General features: G+C 68.5%; 16 protein-coding genes. 9 read left to right on the top strand and 7 right to left on the bottom strand.

Annotation, left to right across the window (positions count from 1 at the left end; translation table 11 throughout):
• Positions 1–17: 17 nt before the first annotated feature.
• Positions 18–1,643: an RNA repair transcriptional activator RtcR gene (rtcR, locus tag U6958_RS33245; protein ID WP_074924246.1), complete on the bottom strand. Its 1,626-nt coding sequence runs from the start codon at positions 1,641–1,643 to the stop codon at positions 18–20.
• Positions 1,644–2,340: 697 nt separating this feature from the next.
• Between rtcR and U6958_RS33240 the strand changes: the two genes are divergently transcribed.
• The 5 genes from U6958_RS33240 (at position 2,341) to rtcA (ending at position 7,602) form a co-directional block, all read left to right on the top strand.
• The gene (locus tag U6958_RS33240; RefSeq protein ID WP_074924244.1) at positions 2,341–3,480 is read left to right on the top strand and encodes a slipin family protein; all 1,140 of its coding nucleotides are present in this window, start codon (positions 2,341–2,343) and stop codon (positions 3,478–3,480) included.
• Positions 3,481–3,553: 73 nt separating this feature from the next.
• Positions 3,554–4,399, top strand: a complete 846-nt coding sequence (locus U6958_RS33235; protein WP_026062793.1) for a hypothetical protein — start codon at positions 3,554–3,556, stop codon at positions 4,397–4,399.
• A gap of 32 nt (positions 4,400–4,431) precedes the next feature.
• Positions 4,432–5,670, top strand: coding sequence for an RtcB family protein (locus tag U6958_RS33230; protein WP_074924241.1), 1,239 nt, complete (start codon positions 4,432–4,434; stop codon positions 5,668–5,670).
• A gap of 53 nt (positions 5,671–5,723) precedes the next feature.
• Complete coding sequence (locus tag U6958_RS33225) at positions 5,724–6,545, top strand: nucleotidyltransferase domain-containing protein (protein WP_074924239.1); 822 nt, start codon at positions 5,724–5,726, stop codon at positions 6,543–6,545.
• Positions 6,546–6,558: 13 nt separating this feature from the next.
• The gene (rtcA, locus tag U6958_RS33220; RefSeq protein ID WP_074924237.1) at positions 6,559–7,602 is read left to right on the top strand and encodes an RNA 3'-terminal phosphate cyclase; all 1,044 of its coding nucleotides are present in this window, start codon (positions 6,559–6,561) and stop codon (positions 7,600–7,602) included.
• Between the two features lie 6 nt (positions 7,603–7,608).
• Here the strand turns inward: rtcA and rocF are convergent, their stop codons facing one another.
• The gene (gene rocF / locus U6958_RS33215) at positions 7,609–8,574 is read right to left on the bottom strand and encodes an arginase (RefSeq protein ID WP_074924234.1); all 966 of its coding nucleotides are present in this window, start codon (positions 8,572–8,574) and stop codon (positions 7,609–7,611) included.
• 17 nt (positions 8,575–8,591) lie between these two features.
• Positions 8,592–9,629 carry an ornithine cyclodeaminase gene (locus U6958_RS33210; protein WP_074924231.1) on the bottom strand — a complete coding sequence of 346 codons (1,038 nt, stop codon included), beginning with the start codon at positions 9,627–9,629 and terminating at the stop codon, positions 8,592–8,594.
• A 115-nt stretch (positions 9,630–9,744) separates the two neighbouring features.
• Here U6958_RS33210 and U6958_RS33205 point away from each other — a divergent pair, with 115 nt between their 5' ends.
• The 3 genes from U6958_RS33205 to sugE all read left to right on the top strand — a co-directional run bounded on the left by U6958_RS33205 (position 9,745) and on the right by sugE (position 12,017).
• A complete protein-coding gene (locus U6958_RS33205; protein WP_074924228.1) occupies positions 9,745–11,025 on the top strand; it encodes a class I SAM-dependent RNA methyltransferase in 1,281 nt (426 codons plus the stop codon).
• Complete coding sequence (locus U6958_RS33200; protein WP_016454612.1) at positions 11,022–11,510, top strand: putative toxin-antitoxin system toxin component, PIN family; 489 nt, start codon at positions 11,022–11,024, stop codon at positions 11,508–11,510. The genes U6958_RS33205 and U6958_RS33200 overlap by 4 nt, the downstream gene beginning before the upstream one ends.
• A 189-nt stretch (positions 11,511–11,699) precedes the next feature.
• Positions 11,700–12,017, top strand: a complete 318-nt coding sequence (sugE, locus tag U6958_RS33195) for a quaternary ammonium compound efflux SMR transporter SugE (RefSeq protein ID WP_013804742.1) — start codon at positions 11,700–11,702, stop codon at positions 12,015–12,017.
• 13 nt (positions 12,018–12,030) lie between these two features.
• On the opposite strand, the gene U6958_RS33190 is transcribed toward sugE, so the two are convergent.
• The 3 genes from U6958_RS33190 to U6958_RS33180 form a co-directional block, all read right to left on the bottom strand.
• The gene (locus U6958_RS33190) at positions 12,031–12,582 is read right to left on the bottom strand and encodes an N-acetyltransferase (protein ID WP_016450512.1); all 552 of its coding nucleotides are present in this window, start codon (positions 12,580–12,582) and stop codon (positions 12,031–12,033) included.
• A 417-nt stretch (positions 12,583–12,999) separates the two neighbouring features.
• Positions 13,000–15,396 carry a cytochrome P450/oxidoreductase gene (locus U6958_RS33185; RefSeq protein ID WP_074924225.1) on the bottom strand — a complete coding sequence of 799 codons (2,397 nt, stop codon included), beginning with the start codon at positions 15,394–15,396 and terminating at the stop codon, positions 13,000–13,002.
• 34 nt (positions 15,397–15,430) lie between these two features.
• Entirely contained in the window at positions 15,431–16,411 is a 981-nt protein-coding gene (locus tag U6958_RS33180; protein ID WP_034389537.1) for a tripartite tricarboxylate transporter substrate binding protein, read from the bottom strand.
• Between the two features lie 160 nt (positions 16,412–16,571).
• Here U6958_RS33180 and U6958_RS33175 point away from each other — a divergent pair, with 160 nt between their 5' ends.
• Positions 16,572–17,417, top strand: a complete 846-nt coding sequence (locus tag U6958_RS33175; protein ID WP_016450515.1) for an IclR family transcriptional regulator — start codon at positions 16,572–16,574, stop codon at positions 17,415–17,417.
• 30 nt (positions 17,418–17,447) lie between these two features.
• On the opposite strand, the gene U6958_RS33170 is transcribed toward U6958_RS33175, so the two are convergent.
• Positions 17,448–18,311 carry a hypothetical protein gene (locus U6958_RS33170; RefSeq protein WP_046240314.1) on the bottom strand — a complete coding sequence of 288 codons (864 nt, stop codon included), beginning with the start codon at positions 18,309–18,311 and terminating at the stop codon, positions 17,448–17,450.
• Positions 18,312–18,389: the final 78 nt, after the last annotated feature.

Here is an 18,389-nt window from a genome sequence, read left to right as displayed (position 1 = left end):
GCAGGGCGCGCACGCTCTCAGGCCGCAGGCGCGCGGCCGGCCACGTCATCCCATTTGAGGCCGAATTTCAGCAGGTATTTGCGCAGGCGGTCGGCATCGTTGACCACGCTGCGCTGGGTGCGTGACTGGTCGAACAGGCGGCGCCCCGCATCGGACAGCGAGGGCGATTGCCTGCACACGCGCAGCACCGCTTCGAGCTGCATGCGGTCGAACAGATCCATCTGCTCCAGCCTATCGGCGGGCAACAGCGCATCAAGGCCGCAGCCGGCGCCGGCGGGGGCGGGCTGCGCTGCCTCGCCCCGTTGCCACAGCCACTGCATGCGCTGGATCTCGGCATCGACCAGGGCCGTGGAGATGCGCCCTCCGTCAGCCAGCGTGGCCAGGCGCGTCATGCTGGCCGACAGGTCGCGGAAGTTGCCGCTCCACAGCGCCTCGGGCGAGCGCGCAAAGAGCAGATAGCGCTCGCGGGCCTCCACGTTGAAGCGCACCATCTGGCCGGTCTCGTCGGCCGAGCGCGCGAGCAGGTGGTCCATGTTGGGTTCTATGTCCTCGGGGCGCCCGGCCAGGCCCGGCAGCGCGTAGGACCACAGGTTGATGCGCGCGAACAGATCCTCGCGAAAGCGCCCCTGCGCCACGTCGATGCGCAGGTCGCGGTGCGTGCCGGCGACCAGCTGGAAATCGCTGCTGACCTCGCGGTCGCTGCCCATGGGATAGAAGCGCTTTTCCTCCACGGCCTTGAGCAGCATGGCCTGTTCGTCCAGGCCCAGCTCGCCGATTTCGTCCAGGAACAGCACGCCCTGGTGCGCGCTGCGCAGCAGGCCGGCGCGGTCGGCCGCAGCGCCCGTGAACGCGCCCTTCTTGTGGCCGAACAGCACCGAGGCTGCACCATCGCCGCGCAGCGTGGCGCAATTGACCTCGACGAACTCGCCCTGCACCTGGTGCCTGGCCTTCTTCAACTCGTACATGCGCCGCGCCAGATGCGATTTGCCCGCACCCGTGGGACCCGTGAGCAGGATGGGCGCGCGCGAGCGCACGGCCACGCGCTCGATCTCGTCGATCAGCGCGTTGAACCCGGCATTGCGCGTGGCGATGCCGCTCTTGAGAAATTGCACGGCCTCGCTCTGCTCGGCGCCGAAGCGCTGGGCGATCACGTCGTAGCGCGACAGGTCCAGGTCGATCAGCGCATAGCTGCCCGGGTCGCCCATGCGCTGGCGCCGGGGCGGCGAAGTCTGGGCCAGCACGCCGGGAATGCGACGCGACTCCACCAGCAGGAACAGGCAGATCTGTGCCACGTGCGTGCCCGTGGTGATGTGGGTCCAGTACTCCTCGCGCTCGGGGTCGAAGCGATAGGCCTGCGTCCAGTCGAACAGCCGCGCATAGACCTCGCCGAAATCCCAGGGATCGGCAATGTCCATGGGCACGAGGTTCACCTGGGTCTCGGGCGATGCCGTGGCGATGTCGCCCTGCAGCAGCTGCGCCAGGGCCAGATGGGGCGGCGTGTAGAGCAGCTCCAGCCGCTCCACCACCAGATCCTCGTGCTGCATGAGGGAGAGGGTCGGCCGCCATTTTTCCCAGCGCCCCGCGCCCCTGCCGGAGTCCAGCTGCGTACCCAGAAAGCCGATGACGACCTTTTTCTTTTCCATGTTTTTGTCTAGTTGAATAGCTGAAATTCTAGTTTCTTTGGATTGAAGAAGAAATCAAGAAAAGTGTGATTTGAGATTTATCCAAATAAATCAAGGGGTTGGGGAATTGTTTGGTGCCGGATGCCAGGCTGGCACGCATCTCGCAATAAGCAAGGCATCCAGTGCAGGCGGTGACCGCTCACAGGCCGGGGTTGGGGCAAAGGCCCGCCCCGCCGGTGCCGGAAGTCCGGGCCCCCAGGGGCTTGTCGATTTCCCGCATGCCGCACGCCGCAGGCGCTGGGTGACGGCAAGGTTGTGGAAACCGTCCCGCAAGGGACTCCTGGTTCGACTCCAGGCTTGCCAGCCACTGGTAGCTCAGTCTGGTAGAGCACCCTCGCAAGAGGACTGTCGCAGGTTCGATTCCTGTCCACTCTTCCGGCCGCAAGGCCGGGCTATTGAAACGGTCGAAAGACCACCCGCCGAACGCGGGAGGTGGCCGCCGGGTTGCGATGCAGCCCCAGGCCGCCCCCCGTCAGCAGCGGCGGCTGTGCCAGGTCCCGGCACGGTCCGGGCCCGCAGCCAGCCACGCTGCAACCTGTTTCCAGGGTTGCCGCCACGGCGCACTGCAAGGCCCGGGCCGTGCCCCCTGGAACCCCGCCGCTGCTGTAACGGCACCCCTATTGATTGCGGCGAAGACGCCGAACGAGGAGAAGAAGAAATGCTGAAGATCCAACGCATCACCATCAAGAAGAACGAACGCGCCCTGCTGCTGCGCAATGGCGATTTCGAGCGCGTGCTGCACAGCGGCCGGCACTGGCTGTTTGCCGGCACCGACCAGCTGCGCGTGGAAACCTTTGCCCTGGAGCAGCCCGCCTTCACGCACGGCCTGGCCGACTACCTGATGGCGCAGGAGCCCGCCGTGGTGGCCGCCGAATTCCTGCGCGTGGAACTGTCCGAAACCGAGGCGGGCCTGCGCAGCGAAAACGGCGTGCTGGTCGAGATCCTGCCGCCCGGCACGCGCCGCCTGTACTGGAAGGGACTGGTGGATGTGAGCGTGCAGGTGGTCGACCTGCAGGCCGGCGCCGAGCTGCCCGCCGCCCTGGCGGCGCGCCTGACCCAGACGCAGCTGCGCCAGCGCAGCGTGTCCGGCCTCAACGGCGTGCTGCAGGTGCAGGTGCCCGCAGGCCAGTGCGCGCTGCTGACCATCGACGGCAAGGTGGACCGCCTGCTGCAGGCCGGCAGCCATGCGTTCTGGAAGTTCGGCCGCAGCATTGCCGTGGAGCTGGTGGACCTGCGCCTGCAGGCCGTCGAGGTCTCGGGCCAGGACATCATGACCCGCGACAAGGTGAGCCTGCGCCTGAACCTGAGCGCCACCTATCGCCACACCGACGTTCTGCGCGCCTTTGCCCAGCTGCAAAAGCCCGCCGAGCACCTGTACCGGGAGCTGCAGTTCGCGCTGCGCGCCGCCGTGGGCACCCGCACGCTCGATGAGCTGCTGGAGAACAAGACGGTGATCGACGACGTGGTGACCGCGCACATGGCGGCCAAGCTGCAGCCCTTCGGCATGGTGGTGGAGAGCGTGGGCGTGAAGGACATCGTGCTGCCCGGCGAGATGAAGGCCATCCTGACCCAGGTGGTGCAGGCCGAAAAGCAGGCCCAGGCCAACGTGATCCGCCGCCGCGAGGAAACGGCGGCCACGCGCTCGCTGCTCAACACCGCCAAGGTCATGGAGGACAACCCCGTTGCCCTGCTCATGAAGGAGCTGGAGACGCTGGAACGCGTGGCCGAGCGCATCGACAAGATCTCCGTGTTCGGCGGGCTGGACCAGGTGCTCAACGGGCTGGTGAAGATGCGTTGATCACGCGATGAGGCGGGCGTGGAGTCGCCGGCGGTGCCGGTTGCCTCATGCCTGCCCTTGAAGGAGAGACACCATGGACAAGAAGATGACATCGAAAAGGATGCAATCGCCTGCAGCGCAAATACAGGAGCGTACAGACGCCCTGGCTGCTGCATCACAGGCGCTCTACCAGAGCTTTGCTGGATACAGGTCGCCGTCGGTAGCGCTGGACGCTTGCGTCACATGCTGCATGGATGCAGACCTGGAGCGCGAGATGCGTCGACTGCCCCTGCGCAGCCTGACCGAGCACCATTTCTACCAATACAACGACGCTGCCAAAAGCTTGGTCCAGCCTGCGGATGAGATCAAGTACCTGGCGCCAAGAATGTTGGAACTGCTGGCGCAGGGCGCAAGGCTGCACCACTCCACCGAGTTGTATCTGGACCGCCTTGGTCGTTGCGAGCCCGGCTCCTTTTCATCGCAGGAAAGCGCGGCGTTGCAAGCCTTTGCTCGTGCCTTCTTTGCCTTGGGGCTGGAGCAGTGGGCTGAGCCGGACACCAGCGTTTTCCAGGGCGAAGAGGCCTTCTCCTTTTTGCTCATGTGGGACTACGCCGGTGTGCCGCTCCAGCCCCTGCTGGATCACTGGCTGACCTGTGACAGCGAGAGCGCCACGCTGCATTTTGTCGATGCATGCTTCTACGAATTCATCTGGGGTGGGCACTGCATCAGCAATGCCTTCGCATCCGATCGCAATGGCTACCGTGCAACGATGGAGCAGTGGCTCTCGCAGACAGGCAACAAGAAGCATTGGGCAGAAAAGCTGCTGCAACTGGCCGAGCGTGGCCCGGCCAGCACCTGGCTGCCTTCAGGCAAGCGCGACCACCAGTGCTACCCGCTGGATGAGCGCATAGGCGCGGTATTCGACGCCATGGCCACTTGAGGCGAAAACACGATTCAACCAAGAACAAAGATATGAAAGAGAACAGCACCATGAACAACTACCAACAGCATGATGTCGAGGGCGGCGTCCCCATCAAGATGTGGACCAAGGGCGTGCCCGTCGAGGACGAGGCGCGCAAGCAGCTGGAGAACGCCGCGCGCCTGCCCGTGGTGTTCAAGCATGTCGCAGCCATGCCCGACGTGCACCTGGGCATAGGCGCCACCGTGGGCTCGGTGATCCCGACCATCAAGGCCATCATCCCGGCGGCCGTGGGCGTGGACATCGGCTGCGGAATGATGGCTGCCAAGACCACGCTGCGCGCCGAGGACCTGCCCGACAACCTGGGCCCGCTGCGCTCGGCGATAGAGCAGGCCGTGCCGCATGGCTCGGTGCCGCGCCACCGGGGCCGTGATCCAGGCAGCTGGGAGAACCCGCCCGTGTCGGTGGACCAGGTCTGGGCCACGCTGGCCGAGGAGTTCGACCTGCTGTGCGAGCTGCATCCGCGCCTGGCCAACACCAACAACCGCAAGCACCTGGGAACGCTGGGCAGCGGCAACCACTTCATCGAGATCTGCCTGGACGAGGCGGGCTTCGTGTGGTTCATGCTGCACTCGGGCTCGCGCGGCGTGGGCAATGCCATCGGCACCCATTTCATCGAGCTGGCCAAGAAGGACGCAGAACTGCATCAGCGCAACCTGCCCGACAAGGACCTGGCCTATTTCGAGGAAGGGGCCCGCTACTTTGGCGACTATGTGCGCGGCGTGTCCTGGGCGCAGAAGTTCGCCATGCGCAACCGCGAGGTGATGATGGCCAACCTCATCGCCACGGTGCGCAAGGTGATCGCCAAGCCCTTCGAGTCGCATGTGGAGGCGGTGAACTGCCACCACAACTATGTGCAGCAGGAGCGCCATTTCGGCCAGGACGTGTTCATCACCCGCAAGGGCGCGGTGAGCGCGCGGCGCGGCGAGCTGGGCATCATCCCGGGCAGCATGGGCGCGCGCAGCTATATCGTGCGCGGCCTGGGCAACCCGGAGAGCTTCGAGAGCTGCAGCCACGGTGCGGGCCGCGTGATGAGCCGGACCAAGGCCAAGAAGATGTTCAGCGTGGAGGACCACATCAAGGCCACCGAGGGCGTGGAATGCCGTAAGGATGCCGATGTGGTGGACGAGATTCCCATGGCCTACAAGGACATCGATGCGGTCATGGCCGCGCAGCAGGATCTGGTGGAGGTGGTGCACACCCTGAAGCAAGTGGTGTGTGTGAAAGGGTGAGTGGATGAGGGCCCCGGGCTCTCATCCTCCGGAACAGAAAGCAGGATGAGAGCATGAGGGAAGAGAAGGTATTGAGCGCGCATCCGGTCTCCGATGCCATGCGCGCCACGGTGCTGTCCAACCTGGCCGAGGTGGAGCGCAGGCACGAGGTCACGGTGCTGTTTGCCTGCGAGTCGGGCAGCCGCGGCTGGGGCTTTGCCTCGCCCGACAGCGACTATGACGTGCGCTTCATCTACGTCCACCGCCTGCCCTGGTATCTGACGGTGGCGCCGGGCCGCGATGTCATAGAGCAGCCGCTCAGCGGCGAGCTCGATGTCAGCGGCTGGGAGCTGCGCAAGGCGCTGGGGCTGCTGCGCGCCTCCAACCCTACGCTGCTCGAATGGCTGCGCTCGCCCGTGGTCTACCGGCAGGAGCAGCCCTGGGCCGAGCGCCTGCATCTGCTGGCCGAGCAGGGCTTTTCGCCGGTGCGCGGCTACCACCACTATGTGGCCATGGCGCGCAAGAACCTGCGCGCCCACCTGCAGGGTGATGTGGTGCGCTACAAGAAGTACTTCTACGTGCTGCGCCCCTTGCTGGCCGCGCGCTGGATACGCGAGGGGCGTGGTGCGCCGCCCATGCGCTTTGCGCAGCTGGCGGCGGGCACGCTGGAGGATGCAGGCCTGCTGGCCGAGCTCAACGAGCTGCTGGAGCTCAAGATGCGCCTGGGCGAGGCCGCCAAGGGGCCGCGCCGGGTGCGGGTCCATGATTTCCTGGAGCGCGAGCTGGCCCATGCCATGGCCCATGCGCCCGATCCGGGGGACCAGGCCGATGCGGCGCCGCTGGACCGCTATCTGCGGGATGCCGTGGCGCGCTTTGGCGGCAATTGGCGGCAATGAATGAAAGAGAAAAATGAAAGTGATCGAGATCGACGGCTCCGCCGGGGAGGGCGGAGGCCAGATGCTGCGCAGCGCGCTGGCGCTGTCCATGTGCACGGGTCAGCCCTTTGCCATGCAGCGCATCCGTGCCGGGCGCGCCAAGCCGGGCCTGATGCGCCAGCACCTGGCCTGCGTCAATGCCGCCGCCGAAATCTGCGGCGCGCAGATGCAGGGCGCCGAGATGAATTCGCAGACGCTGCAATTCACACCGGGGCCGGTGCGTGCGGGCGAGTACCGCTTCGTGATCGCCTCGGCCGGCAGTTGCACCCTGCTGCTGCAGACGCTGTGGCCCGCGCTGATGCTGGCCAATGGCGAAAGCCGCCTGACCCTGGGCGGCGGCACCCACAACCCGGCCGCGCCGCCCTTCCATTTCCTGGAGCGCAGCTATGCGCCGCTGCTGCACAGGCTGGGCGCCCGCTGCGAGCTGCGGCTGCGCCGGCTGGGCTTTTATCCGGCCGGTGGCGGCGAGATGGACGTGACGATTACGCCGGCAACCAATGGGCTGGTGCCTTTCGATATCACCGAACGCGGCGCACCCGTGGCCAGCCATGCCGAATGCTTTGCGCCCGCGCTGCCACGCGCGGTGGCCCAGCGCGAACTGGACCATCTGGGCCAGGCCCTGGGCTGGTCTGGCGAGCAGTTGCAGGTGGCTGCCGTGCGCCAGAACGAGGGGCCGGGCAACGCGCTGCTGGCCACGCTGGCCTATGAGCACCTGAGCGAAGTGTTCACGCAGTTCGGCATGAAGGGCGTCAGCGCCGAAAAGGTGGCGCATGACCTGGCACGCGAGGTGCGCCGCCACCAGGGCAGCCGGGCCGCGCTGGGCCCGTACCTGGCCGACCAATGGGCCCTGCCGCTGGCGCTGGCCGTCTGGCGCAGCGGGCGCGGTGCCAGCTACACCTGCACGGAACTGACGCCGCATGCGCGCAGCAATTTCGAGGTGATCGAGCGCTTTGTGCCTGTGCGCTTCGCTACGGACGCAACGGGCGACGGCTGGCGTATTTCGCTCTCGCCAGCCTGAGCGGCCTCAGCGATCGGCCCGCACCAGCGTGCTCTTGCCGAACAGGCTCTCCAGCAGGTCCACCACCAGCTCGGCCGTCTGGTTGCGCAGGTCCAGCGCCGGGTTCAGTTCCACCAGGTCCATCGAGCCCAGGCGTCCGGTATCGGCCAGCATCTCCATGCACAGCTGGGCCTCGCGGTAGCTGGGGCCGCCGCGCACGGGCGTGCCCGTGCCGGGCGCGATGTCGGGATCGAGGTAGTCCACGTCGAAGCTCAGGTGCAGGTGGGTGTCGCTGCCGGCGAGGCCGTCGAGCGCGCGGCGCATGACCTCGCGCATGCCCAACTCGTCGATGGCGCGCATGTCGTACACCTCGATGTCCAGCGAATGCAGCAGGCGCTTTTCCTGGTCATCCACGCTGCGCAGGCCGATCTGGCACAGCGAGGCGGCATCCAGCGCCGGATCGCCGCCCTGGGACAGCGCGGTCAGCGGCTCGGGCCCCAGGCCGCACAGGCTGGCCACGGGCATGCCGTGCAGGTTGCCGCTGGGCGAGATATCGGGCGTGTTGCAGTCGGCGTGGGCGTCGAGCCAGATCACGCGCAGCGCGCGGCCCAGGCGGCGGCAGTGGGCGGCCACGGCACTGATCGAGCCCATGGCCAGGCTGTGGTCGCCGCCCAGCATCAGCGGCAGCTCGCCATCGTCCAGCGCCTGGCCCACGGCCTGGTGCACGGCCTGCATCCAGGCGCGGGCCGGTGCGAGGTGGCGCAGCCCCTGCTCGGGCGGTGTCTGGGGATTGGGTGGACCGGCCAGGTTGCCGATGTCGCGCACCTGGCAGCCCAGCTGGCGCAGCGCCGGGGCCAAGCCGGCCACGCGCAGCGCGTCGGGGCCCATGGCGCTGCCCAGGCGGCTGGCGCCGATGTCGGTGGGCACGCCTATGAGTCTCAGGGCGCGTGCGGTCTGCGGGGTCGTATGGGTGTTCATGCTCATGGGACCCATGGTATGCAGTCCCCGTGTCAGCCAAAGCCGCGTTCTGCCTGCCCGGCCTCGCGCACCAGCCGGTACAGGTCGCGGGGGTCGGCCAGCGAAGGCACCAGGTCGATCGACTGCATCAGCCCGGTGTCGTGGGCCAGCGCGCGCAACCAGCGCAGGGCCGAATAGTCTTCCAGCGCAAAGCCCACGGAGTCGAACAGCGTGATCTCGGTGTCGTGCCCGCGTCCCGGCGCCAGGCCATTGATGACCTGCCACAGCTCGGTCACGGGCGCGTCGGCGGGCAGCTGCTGCAGCTCGCCTTCCACGCGCGTCTGGGGCGTGAACTCCACGAAGATGCGCGCGCGCCGCAGCAACTCCACGGGCAGTTCGGTCTTGCCGGGGCAATCGCCGCCGACGGCATTGATGTGGGTGCCGGGGCGCACATCGGCATCGGCGATCACGCAGGCGCGGCGCTTGGCGGCCGTGACCGTGGTGACGATGTCGGCGCCTTCCAGCGCCTGGGCGCTGCTGGTGCAGCAGGTGATGCGCTGGGCGGCAATGCCTGCATGGCCCAGGTTGTCCACCAGCTTGCGCATGGCCTGGACGTCGATGTCGAAGATGCGCAGCCGCTCCACGCCCAGCAGGTGGGTGAAGGCCAGGGCCTGGAATTCGGACTGCGATCCTGCGCCGATCAGCGCCATGCTGCGGCAGCCCTGTCGCGCCAGCCGGCGCGCGGCCAGCGTCAGGTCGGACAGGAAGACCGGCAGGCCCGTGGCCACGTCGGCCAGGGCGCCGAAGGCCATCACCGTGGGCAGGTCCCGGTCGGCGTTGTCTGGATGGCCATTGACGTACTTGAAGGCGTAGTCCAGCGCATCGGACACGGGCATGAGCTCGATCACGCCGCCGGGCGAATGGTGGGCGAGGCGGGCCGATTTCTCGAAATCGGGCCAGCGCGCGAAGTCTTGCTCGATGGCATCGGCCAGGCCGGCCAGGCAGGCGGCGACGCCGACCTGCGCCACCAGGCGTGCGGCCTGCGTGGCGCCGAGGAAATCCGTGTGGACGGGCGTGGTTCGAGTCTTCATGGTGCTCTCCCTCGCGGTTGCTTCCACTGTAGGCCCGGGCCGAAGCGCAGGCAAGCGGGTTTCGGCTGGCGCCTGCGCGGGGAATCGCGGTGCGCGTATGCTCGGCACCCAAGCTATGAACCAACTGCATCTGTTTTTGCCCTGCGCCGCCGGCGTCGAGGGATTTCTGGCCGACGAGGTCCACGCGATCACCGGCCTGAGCGGCCACGACCTCCTGGTCGGCCGTGGCGGCGTGATGGTGCGCGGCCTGTGGCGCGACGCCCTGCTGCTGAACCTGCACAGCCGTCTGGCCCAGCGCGTGCTGGTGCAGCTGTCGCAGACCCTGTACCGCAACGAAAACGACCTGTACCGCGCCGCCAGCGAAGTGGCCTGGGAGATCTGGTTCTCCCCGCGCGAGAGCTTCAAGATCGAAGTCACGGCCCAGCACAGCCCGCTGACCAGCCTCAACTTTGCGGCGCTGCGCGTCAAGGACGCCATTGCTGACCGCTTCCGCGACAGGAAGGGCGTGCGCCCCGACGTGGAAACGCGCCACCCCGACGTGCGCGTGCACCTGCACCTGACGACCGACGAGGCCACCATCTACATCGACACCTCGGGCGAGGCGCTGTTCAAGCGCGGCTGGCGCGAGGACAAGGGCGATGCGCCGCTCAAGGAAACCCTGGCCGCAGCCATGATCGCCGCCACGGGCTGGGACCCGCACGGCGACGATCCCCAGCCGCTGTACGACCCCTGCTGCGGCAGCGGCACGGTGCTGATCGAGGCCGCGCAGATCGCCCGGCGCATTCCGGCCGGCATCCTGCGGCGCTTCGCGTTCGAAAAGCTCGTGCCCTTCCAGAGGCATGTGTGGGAAGCCATTCTGGACGAGGCAGAGGCCGCCATCCTGCCCGACAGCCCCGTGGGCATCTATGGCTCCGACGTGTCCCACCGCATGGTGGACTTCGCCCAGCGCAACGCCGAGCGCGCGGGCGTGGGCCAGACCGTGCAGCTGCGCGGCGGCGACGCGCTGCAGCGCATGCCGCCCTGCGAGCAGCCCGGCCTGATGCTGCTGAATCCGCCCTATGGCGAGCGCATTGCCGCAGCCGGCTCGGCCGGCCGCAGCGCCGGCGAGCGCATGGCCGTGGTCGAGCGCGCGGGCCGCGAGACGGCCCAGACCGAGGACGGCGTGGAATTCTTCAGCCAGCTGGCCACCCACTGGAAGAAGAACTACAGCGGCTGGAGCGCCTGGATGCTCACGCCCGACCTCAAGCTGCCCGGCAAGATGCGCCTGAAGGAAGCGCGGCGCACGCCCATGTGGAACGGCCCCATCGAGTGCCGGCTGTTCCGCTTCGACATGGTCCGTGGCGCTGTCAAGCCCAGAAAGGCCGCCGAAGGCCCGGCAGAGGGCACCGCGCCATGAAGATCGTGCTGCGCTGGCCGCAGTGCAACGACGGCTACGAAGGTCCCCTGCCCCGGCCCGTGGTGCTCGATACCAATGTGGTCCTTGACATGCTGATCTTCGACGATCCGCATGTTCCGCCGATCCGCGAGCTGGTGGAGCAGGGGCAGATGCGCTGGATCGCCGACCAGGCCCAGCGCATCGAGCTCGAACGCGTGCTGCACTACAGCCAGATCGCGCCGCGCGTGGCCTTCTACGGCAAGACGGCCGAAGGCGTGCTCTCGGCCTTTGACGGAGCGGTCGAGTACGTGGCCGATGCGCCGCGCATCCGCTTTGCCTGCACCGACCCCGACGACCAGCATTTCCTGGACCTGGCCAGCCAGCACCAGGCGCTGCTGATCAGCAAGGACAAGGCCGTGCTCAAGCTGCGCAAGCGCGTGGCCGGCCTGGGCGCCACCGTGGGCAACATCCTGCTGGCCGAGCAGGAAGAGGCACTGGCCGCCTGAAGCCTGGATGCTGTTGTGCAGCAACCACCCAGGCGGCAATGGGGCAACAGGCTGGGTGCGGCCGGCTTGAAGGCTTTCTCCTAAACTGGCGGCCATGCAGGAGGCACAAGCCCTTCTGCCAGGAGGACGGCCTCCCCCACATCGGGACATGCATGCGCCGGGACGACCCGGCTTCACAAGGAGTTTTCCATGGCATGGGTCTATCTGTTGGTGGCGGGGCTGCTCGAAGTGGTCTGGGCGTTCTCGATGAAGCAATCGCACGGCTTCACGCGGCTGGTGCCCAGCGCCATCACCATCGTCACCATGATCGCCAGCTTCGGCCTGCTGGCCGTGGCCATGCGCAGCCTGCCGCTGGGCACGGCCTACACGATCTGGACCGGCATCGGCGCCGTGGGCGCCTTCCTGGTCGGCATCACGGTCCTGGGCGAGCAGGTCAGCGCCATGCGCATCGGCGCGGCCGTGCTCATCGTCTCGGGCCTGGTGCTGATGAAGATGTCTTCGGACTGAGCGGGGCGGCCGTTCAGCGGCCCGTGCCCAGCTCCAGCGTCAAGCGCAGCATGTCGCGGTGCTGCACGCCGCGCTCCCACAGCTGGGTGGTGTAGTGCTTCAGGAAGAAGTCACGCACGATGCCCGTCACGCGAAAACCCGCGCGCTGGTAGAAGACCAGCTGGTCGCCGAAGCTGCCCGTGCCGACCTCGATGCGTGGCGCTCGCTGGGAGCGCGCCCATTCGATGGCGCGCCGCAGCAGGGCGGTGCCCAGGCCCCGGTGGTGCAGCGATTCCGCGACCGCGATGTTCATCAGCTCCCAGGCGGGTGGGCCTGAGGCCTCGTCGCCGCTGGCGCGCAGCGGCACCAGCACGCACATGCCCAATACCTCGCCGCGCCCGCCGGGACGCGGCGGCTGGCCTTCGCGCTGGAAGGACTCGCGCGCGGCAAAACAGGTGGAGCCCGCCAGATAGCCGCGCACCTTCTCCCGCGACGGATCCGCCGACAGCAGCAGCGGCCACGGCGCCTCGGCCGGGTTCAGCGGCTCTATGTGCCAGGGTGCGAGGGAAACGGAAGGCGCGGTCATAAGCCTGAATCATCCCATGCCTGACATTGGGACGCAGTTGGGCGCCTCTGCGGAATCTTGACGTGCGCTTACAACTGTGCGTTTGCATGCCGAGATCTAGTGGTTTATACTTATTCCTAGGGTAAACGCTTAGAGGGTTTTCCCGGCATTCGCGGCACTTGAGATGCATGCCGCCAGTGATTGTTGAGCGTCTCAGTAAGGAAGTTCACCATGCGCCAAGCAATCTATTCCCTGATCGATTTCATCCAGCAAGCCCGCAACGCCGAGCTCGAAATCGCCAACCAGTAATCCGGTTGGAGGCAGGTGCGCCCCGAAGCGCGCCCACCGATGCGATCGCCCCATTGCCGATGATGGCCTTGGGGCTTTTGTTTTTCTGGGCGCCGGGCTTGCGGGCGCCGGGCTGCCCTGTAGCCCTGGCTACAGGCCCAGCACCAGCCTGCCGCTCCTGGCGCGCGAGCAGCAGCTCATCATCTTGGTGCAGGCCGCACGCTCGCCGCGCGTGAGCACCATGTCTCGGTGGTCCACCTCGCCGTCGAGCACGGGCACTTCGCAGGACCCGCACAGCCCTTCCCGGCAGTCGCTTTGCACTTCGATCTTCGCGCTGCGCAGGGCGTCCAGCAGCGTCTGGTCGTTGCGCACCTGCAGCACAAGGCCCGAGGCGCGCAGTTCCACCTCGAAGCCCTGCTCCCTGGCAGGGTCCAGCGCCCCCACGGTGGAGACGAAGTGCTCCACGCGCAGGCTGTCCTCGGGCCAGTGGCGGCTGGCGGCCTCCAGGCCGTGCAGCAGGCGCGCCGGTCCGCAGGCATGGATGCGGGCTCCGGCGCGCGGCGTGGCCAGCAGGGCGGCGTAGTCGGCGCGCCGGCCTTCCTCCGCCACGTACAGGTGCAGCCGGGCGCCATGCTCGACCTGCAGCGGCGCCAGCAGCGCCATGCCCGCGCGGCGCCGGCCGCTGTAGTGGATTTCATAGGACAGGCCCAGCGCCCTGGCGCGCCGTGCCATGGCCGAGATGGGCGTGATGCCGATGCCGCCGGCCACCAGGATCAGGTGGCTGGCGCCTTCGTCCAGCGGGAAATGGTTGCGCGGGCCCCGCACCTGTACGGTGGCGCCGCGGTGCAGATGCTCATGCACCCAGGCCGAGCCGCCACGGCCGTTGGCCTCGCGCAGCACGGCAATCTCGTAGCTGCCGGTGTCCTGCGGGTCGCCGCACAGCGAGTACTGGCGCGACAGGCCCGTGTCGCCGCATTGCAGGTCGATGTGCGAGCCCGGCGTCCAGCGCGGCAGGGCGTGTCCATCGGCGGCCTTCAGGCGCAGGCGCAGCACGCCTTCGGCGGCAGCCTCGGCCTCGGCCACGACCATGGGCCGGCTGGCGCCGCCCTGCAGGGCTTCGCCGATGCGCACGGGCTGGCGCGCCTGCAGCAGGGCGGGACGGGCGCGCTCGGGGTTGAGGGCCGGGTCCCACTCCACCCACAGGTGTTCGGGGCCCCGGAACGAGGTGTTGGGCACGTAGGTGAACCGCTGCTCGGCCAGCCGCATGTGGGGAAGGCGGCGCGTGAACTCCTCCAGGAAGATCTGCATCTCCATGCGCGCCAGGTTCTTGCCCATGCACTGGTGCGAGCCATAGCCGAAGGTCAGGTGGTCGCCGGCGTTGTCGCGGTGGATGTCGAAGAAGTCGGCATCGGCGAAATGCCGCTCGTCGTGGTTGGCCGACGAGGTCACGATGAGCAGCTTCGAGCCCGCCGGCACGGCCACGCCGCCGATCACCACGTCGCGCGTGGCCAGGCGCCGCCAGGCGGCCACCGAGCCGTTGTGGCGCAGGCATTCCTCCACGGCATTGGGGATCAGCGCGGGGTTCTCGCAGATCTGCTTCCAGGCGCCGGGATGCTGCAGCAGCAGCTTGACGGCGTTGGCCGTGGCATTGGCCGTGGTCTCGTGCGCGGCCACGATGCCGGCCATCATCATGGAGTGCAGGTAGGAGTCGGTGACGACCTCGGGAAGCTCCTTTTGCTTGCGTATGCCGTATTGCATCCAGCCCGGCGCATCGGGGTTCTCGCGCATCTTGGCCAGCACCTTGCCGGCCAGCTGCCAGAAGTTGCCCACCGCATGGGCCACGGCCACCTGCTGCTCGGGCCGGGGCCGGCCCCAGGTGTTGACGGTGTGGGCGATGGAGTACTCGCGCAGCCTGTCCATGTCCTCCTCGGGCACGCCGAGAAAGTGCAGGGCCACGGTCAGCGGCACCTCCCACAGCATCTGGTCCACAAGGTCGGCGCGGCCGTCGTCGATGAAGCGGTCCACATAGGCGCGCGCCAGCTCGCGCACCATGGGCTCGTGGTGGCGCAATTCCTCGGGCGTGAACGGGTCCATCAGCGCGCGGCGGCGCGGCATGTGCGCGGGCTCGTCCTCGTTGACCAGGGTGCGGTTCAGCGCGAAGCCGTAGGAGGCCAGCACGGCATTGGCCTCCTCGCCCGTGGGCGTGATCTTCTCCAGCGCGATCGAGGGACTGAAGGCGATGTTGTCGCGGAACACCGCCTTGATGTCGTCGAAGCGCGTGACCACCCAGTAGCCCAGTTGCGGGCTGTAGAACACCGGCTCCTGCTCGCGCGCCCAGCGCACATATTCGGGCGGGTCCTGCTGGTAGCCGTCGCTGAATGGGTCGAAGGCCGCGGCACCCGCGCTGACGGGGCAGCCCGTGGGGCCGGTCTGGCCGCTGGGCTGGCGGTGGTCGAAGGGGCAGCGCGCGGAGGCGGGCGCAGAGCCGGGCGCAAATGCTGGCGCAAAGGCGGACGGGGCGGTGTCGGGGGCGGCGGAGGCAGTCATGGCTGGTTGTTCGCAGGCAGGCAGGCGCGGAGGGTCAATCCAAAGTGATGTTCTGGTCGCGGATCAGCTGGTGCCAGCGCGTGCTTTCGCTGGCCAGCAGCGCGGCGAACTGCTCGGGCGTGTTGCCCACGGGCTCCACGCCGAAATCCACGAGCTTCTGGCGCACGGCGGGCTCGTTGATCGCGGCCACGACCTGCCGGTGCAGGGCCGCGATGACCGGGGCCGGGGTCCTGGCGGGCGCCACCAGTCCTACCAGGGCGGCGGCCTGCACCTTGGGCAGGCCCAGCTCGGCGAAGGTGGGCACGTCGGGCAACTGGGGCAGGCGCGTGGCGTTGGCCACGGCCAGCGGGCGGACCTTGCCGCCCTTGATGAAGCCTGCGCCCGCGGCCAGGTCCACCATCATCACGGGCACCTGGCCGCCAGCCACGTCGCCCAGGGCCGGCGCCGCGCCCTTGTAGGGCGCGTGCACCAGCTTCAGGCCGGCCTCCACCCTGAGCAGTTCCATGGCCAGGTGGTGCGGGCTGCCGGCACCGGCCGAGGCGTAGTTCACGCCGTCCTTGCTGGTGCGCGCCTGGGCCAGGAAGTCTTTGGCCGTGGCCGCTGCCATGCCGGGGCCGGCCACCAGGATCATCGGGAAGCGGCCCATCAGCGTGACCGGCGCGAGGTCCCTGGCGGGGTTGTAGCTGAGGCTCTTGTAGAGCACGGGATTGAAGACCAGGGTGCCGTTGTCGGCCGACAGCACGGTGTAGCCATCGGCGGCAGCACGCGCGGTTTCCGAGGCGCCTATGGCCGTGTTGCCGCCCGGGCGGTTGTCCACCACGATGGGCTGGTGCACCTGGCCGCCCCAGGCCTGGCCTATGGTGCGGGCCAGGAAGTCCGAGCCGCCGCCGGCCGCGTAGGGAACGATCCAGCGCACGTTCCTGCTGGGGAATCCGTCCTGGGCCAGCGCGCCGGGCAGGGCGGTGGCCGATAGCAGGCCTGCGGCCAGTGTGGTGAGGAAAAGGCGCTTGTGCATGGGGCTTGTCTCCGGTGAGGCCTGGGTGGAATCCATGGAATCTTGTTTTGCGTAATTTTTCTACGCATTGCGTAAAAACACCGCCCGGGATTACCCGCAAGCTGCGGCACAATGCCCCGCCAGCCCTTAAAACAGGCCTTTCCAGACCCGTCCTGCCGCCATGACTTCCACTGTTGCCTCCGAGATTGACGAGCCCGCGCCGCCGCGCGAAAGGCGCCAGCGCGTGCAGGCCGCCGAGACCTGCCTGGCCGTGCTCAAGGCCCTGGCCACGCTGGGCGGACGCGCCAGCCTCACGGCCATCGCGGGCGCGGTGGAGGAAAGCCCAGCCAAGGTCCACCGCTACCTGGCCAGCCTGATGGCCGAGGGGCTGGTGGAGCAGGACCGTGGCGGCACGCAGTACGCGCTGGCGGCCGAGGCCATGCGCGTGGGCCTGGCCGCCATGCGGCAGTCCGACCCCATCCGCCTGGCCGAGCCTGCCCTATTGCACCTGCGCGAGGCCTTGCAGGTCACCAGCTTCGTGGCCGTGATGGGCAACCTGGGGCCGACCATCGTGCGCTTCGAGGAGCCGGGCCTGCCGGTCACCGTCAATGTGCGCGTGGGCTCGGTGATGTCGCTGCTGTGGTCGGCCACGGGGCGCGCCTTCTTCGCCTTCATGGACGACGATGCCCGCGTGGATGCGCTGCTGGCCCGGGAGCTGGCCGAGGCGCCGGCCGCGCGGCGCGCGCTGCTCGATGGCGCGGACCCGCTGGGCACGCTGCGCCGCGAGATCCGCGCTGCGGGCTGCGCCTCGGTGCGCGACGTCAACCTGCCGGGCATCAGCGCCGTGGCGGCGCCGCTGCACGACTACACGGGCCATGTGGTGGGCGTGCTGTGCGCGCTGGGCGCCAGCGGCGGCTTCGACCCGGACCCGCAGGGCGCAGTGGCCCGGGCCCTGCGCGCTGAAGCGGCGCGCGTCAGCGCCTCGCTGGGCCATCTGCCCGGTGAGGCCCGGCTGAAGCCCGGCTGAGGCCCGGTTGAGGCGTGCAGCCCGCTGCCGCTACGGCGTCACCAGCGTGTAGGCCATGCGCACGCGCTGCATGTCGCGGCCCAGGCGGCGGCTCTCAGGCAGGCGGCGCACCCAGGCCAGCTGTTTCACGGTGCGCGCCATCAGGGCGCGGGTCTCGGGCTCCATGGACTGCACGAAGTCCCGCCAGGCCGCGCGTGCGGCCGGCATGGCGCCGGCCTGCTCCAGTATCCAGGCCGTGGAGTGGGCGTAGCACAGGGCATCGCGCACGCGGCACAGCGCCAGGGGCAGGTGGGCGGCCGGGTCGTCCTCGAAGTCGATGAAGCCGATCACGCCATCGGCACAGCAGACCATGTTGCGCGCAAAGGCCTGGCTCAGGCAGTCGCCGCTGCCATGCACCTGCTGCAGGGTCTGCAGGCCCTGCAGCCACAGCGCCAGCGTGCTGCCATCCCCCCGGGGCAGGGCGGCTTCCATGGCATTGCCCAGCGAGGGCGCCTCCACGCCGGGGCTGCCCAGGTGGCGCATGGCAAAGCCGTCCTCGCACTCGGCCAGCACGGCAGGCACGCGCAGGCCGCGCTGCGCGAGCTGGCGCAGGCGGCGTACCTCGGTGCGGATGGCTTCGTGTCCGCCGGGATTGGGCACGGGCCGCAGCACGGGCAGGCGCAGGCACAAGGCGAGCAGGGCCAGCGCGCGATAGCGCCATGCCGGGTTGCTGGCGCCCGCGCGCTTGACCCAGATGGTTTCGTCGCCGCGGTCATAGCGCTGGATGCTCAAAGGCTGGCTCAGCACATGGGCGCGCAGGAAGGCGTCGTAGTCTGGCGATTCGGAAGGCGGGACGGCGGCAAACGGTTCGGACACGGCAGGCTTTTCTGGTGGGAGGCGCAGGGCGCCAAGCATGGACCGATTGTGCCGTGTCATGTCCGTTGCGCGGGGCAAGGCCTGTTTACGGGTTTGCACTGCGCATGGCCCTGGAAA

The organism is Delftia lacustris (assembly GCF_040267515.1).
Lineage (GTDB): Bacteria > Pseudomonadota > Gammaproteobacteria > Burkholderiales > Burkholderiaceae_C > Comamonas > Comamonas tsuruhatensis.
The sequence above is the reverse complement of the archived record's forward strand: the minus strand, read 5'-3'. Positions and strand labels throughout refer to the sequence as shown.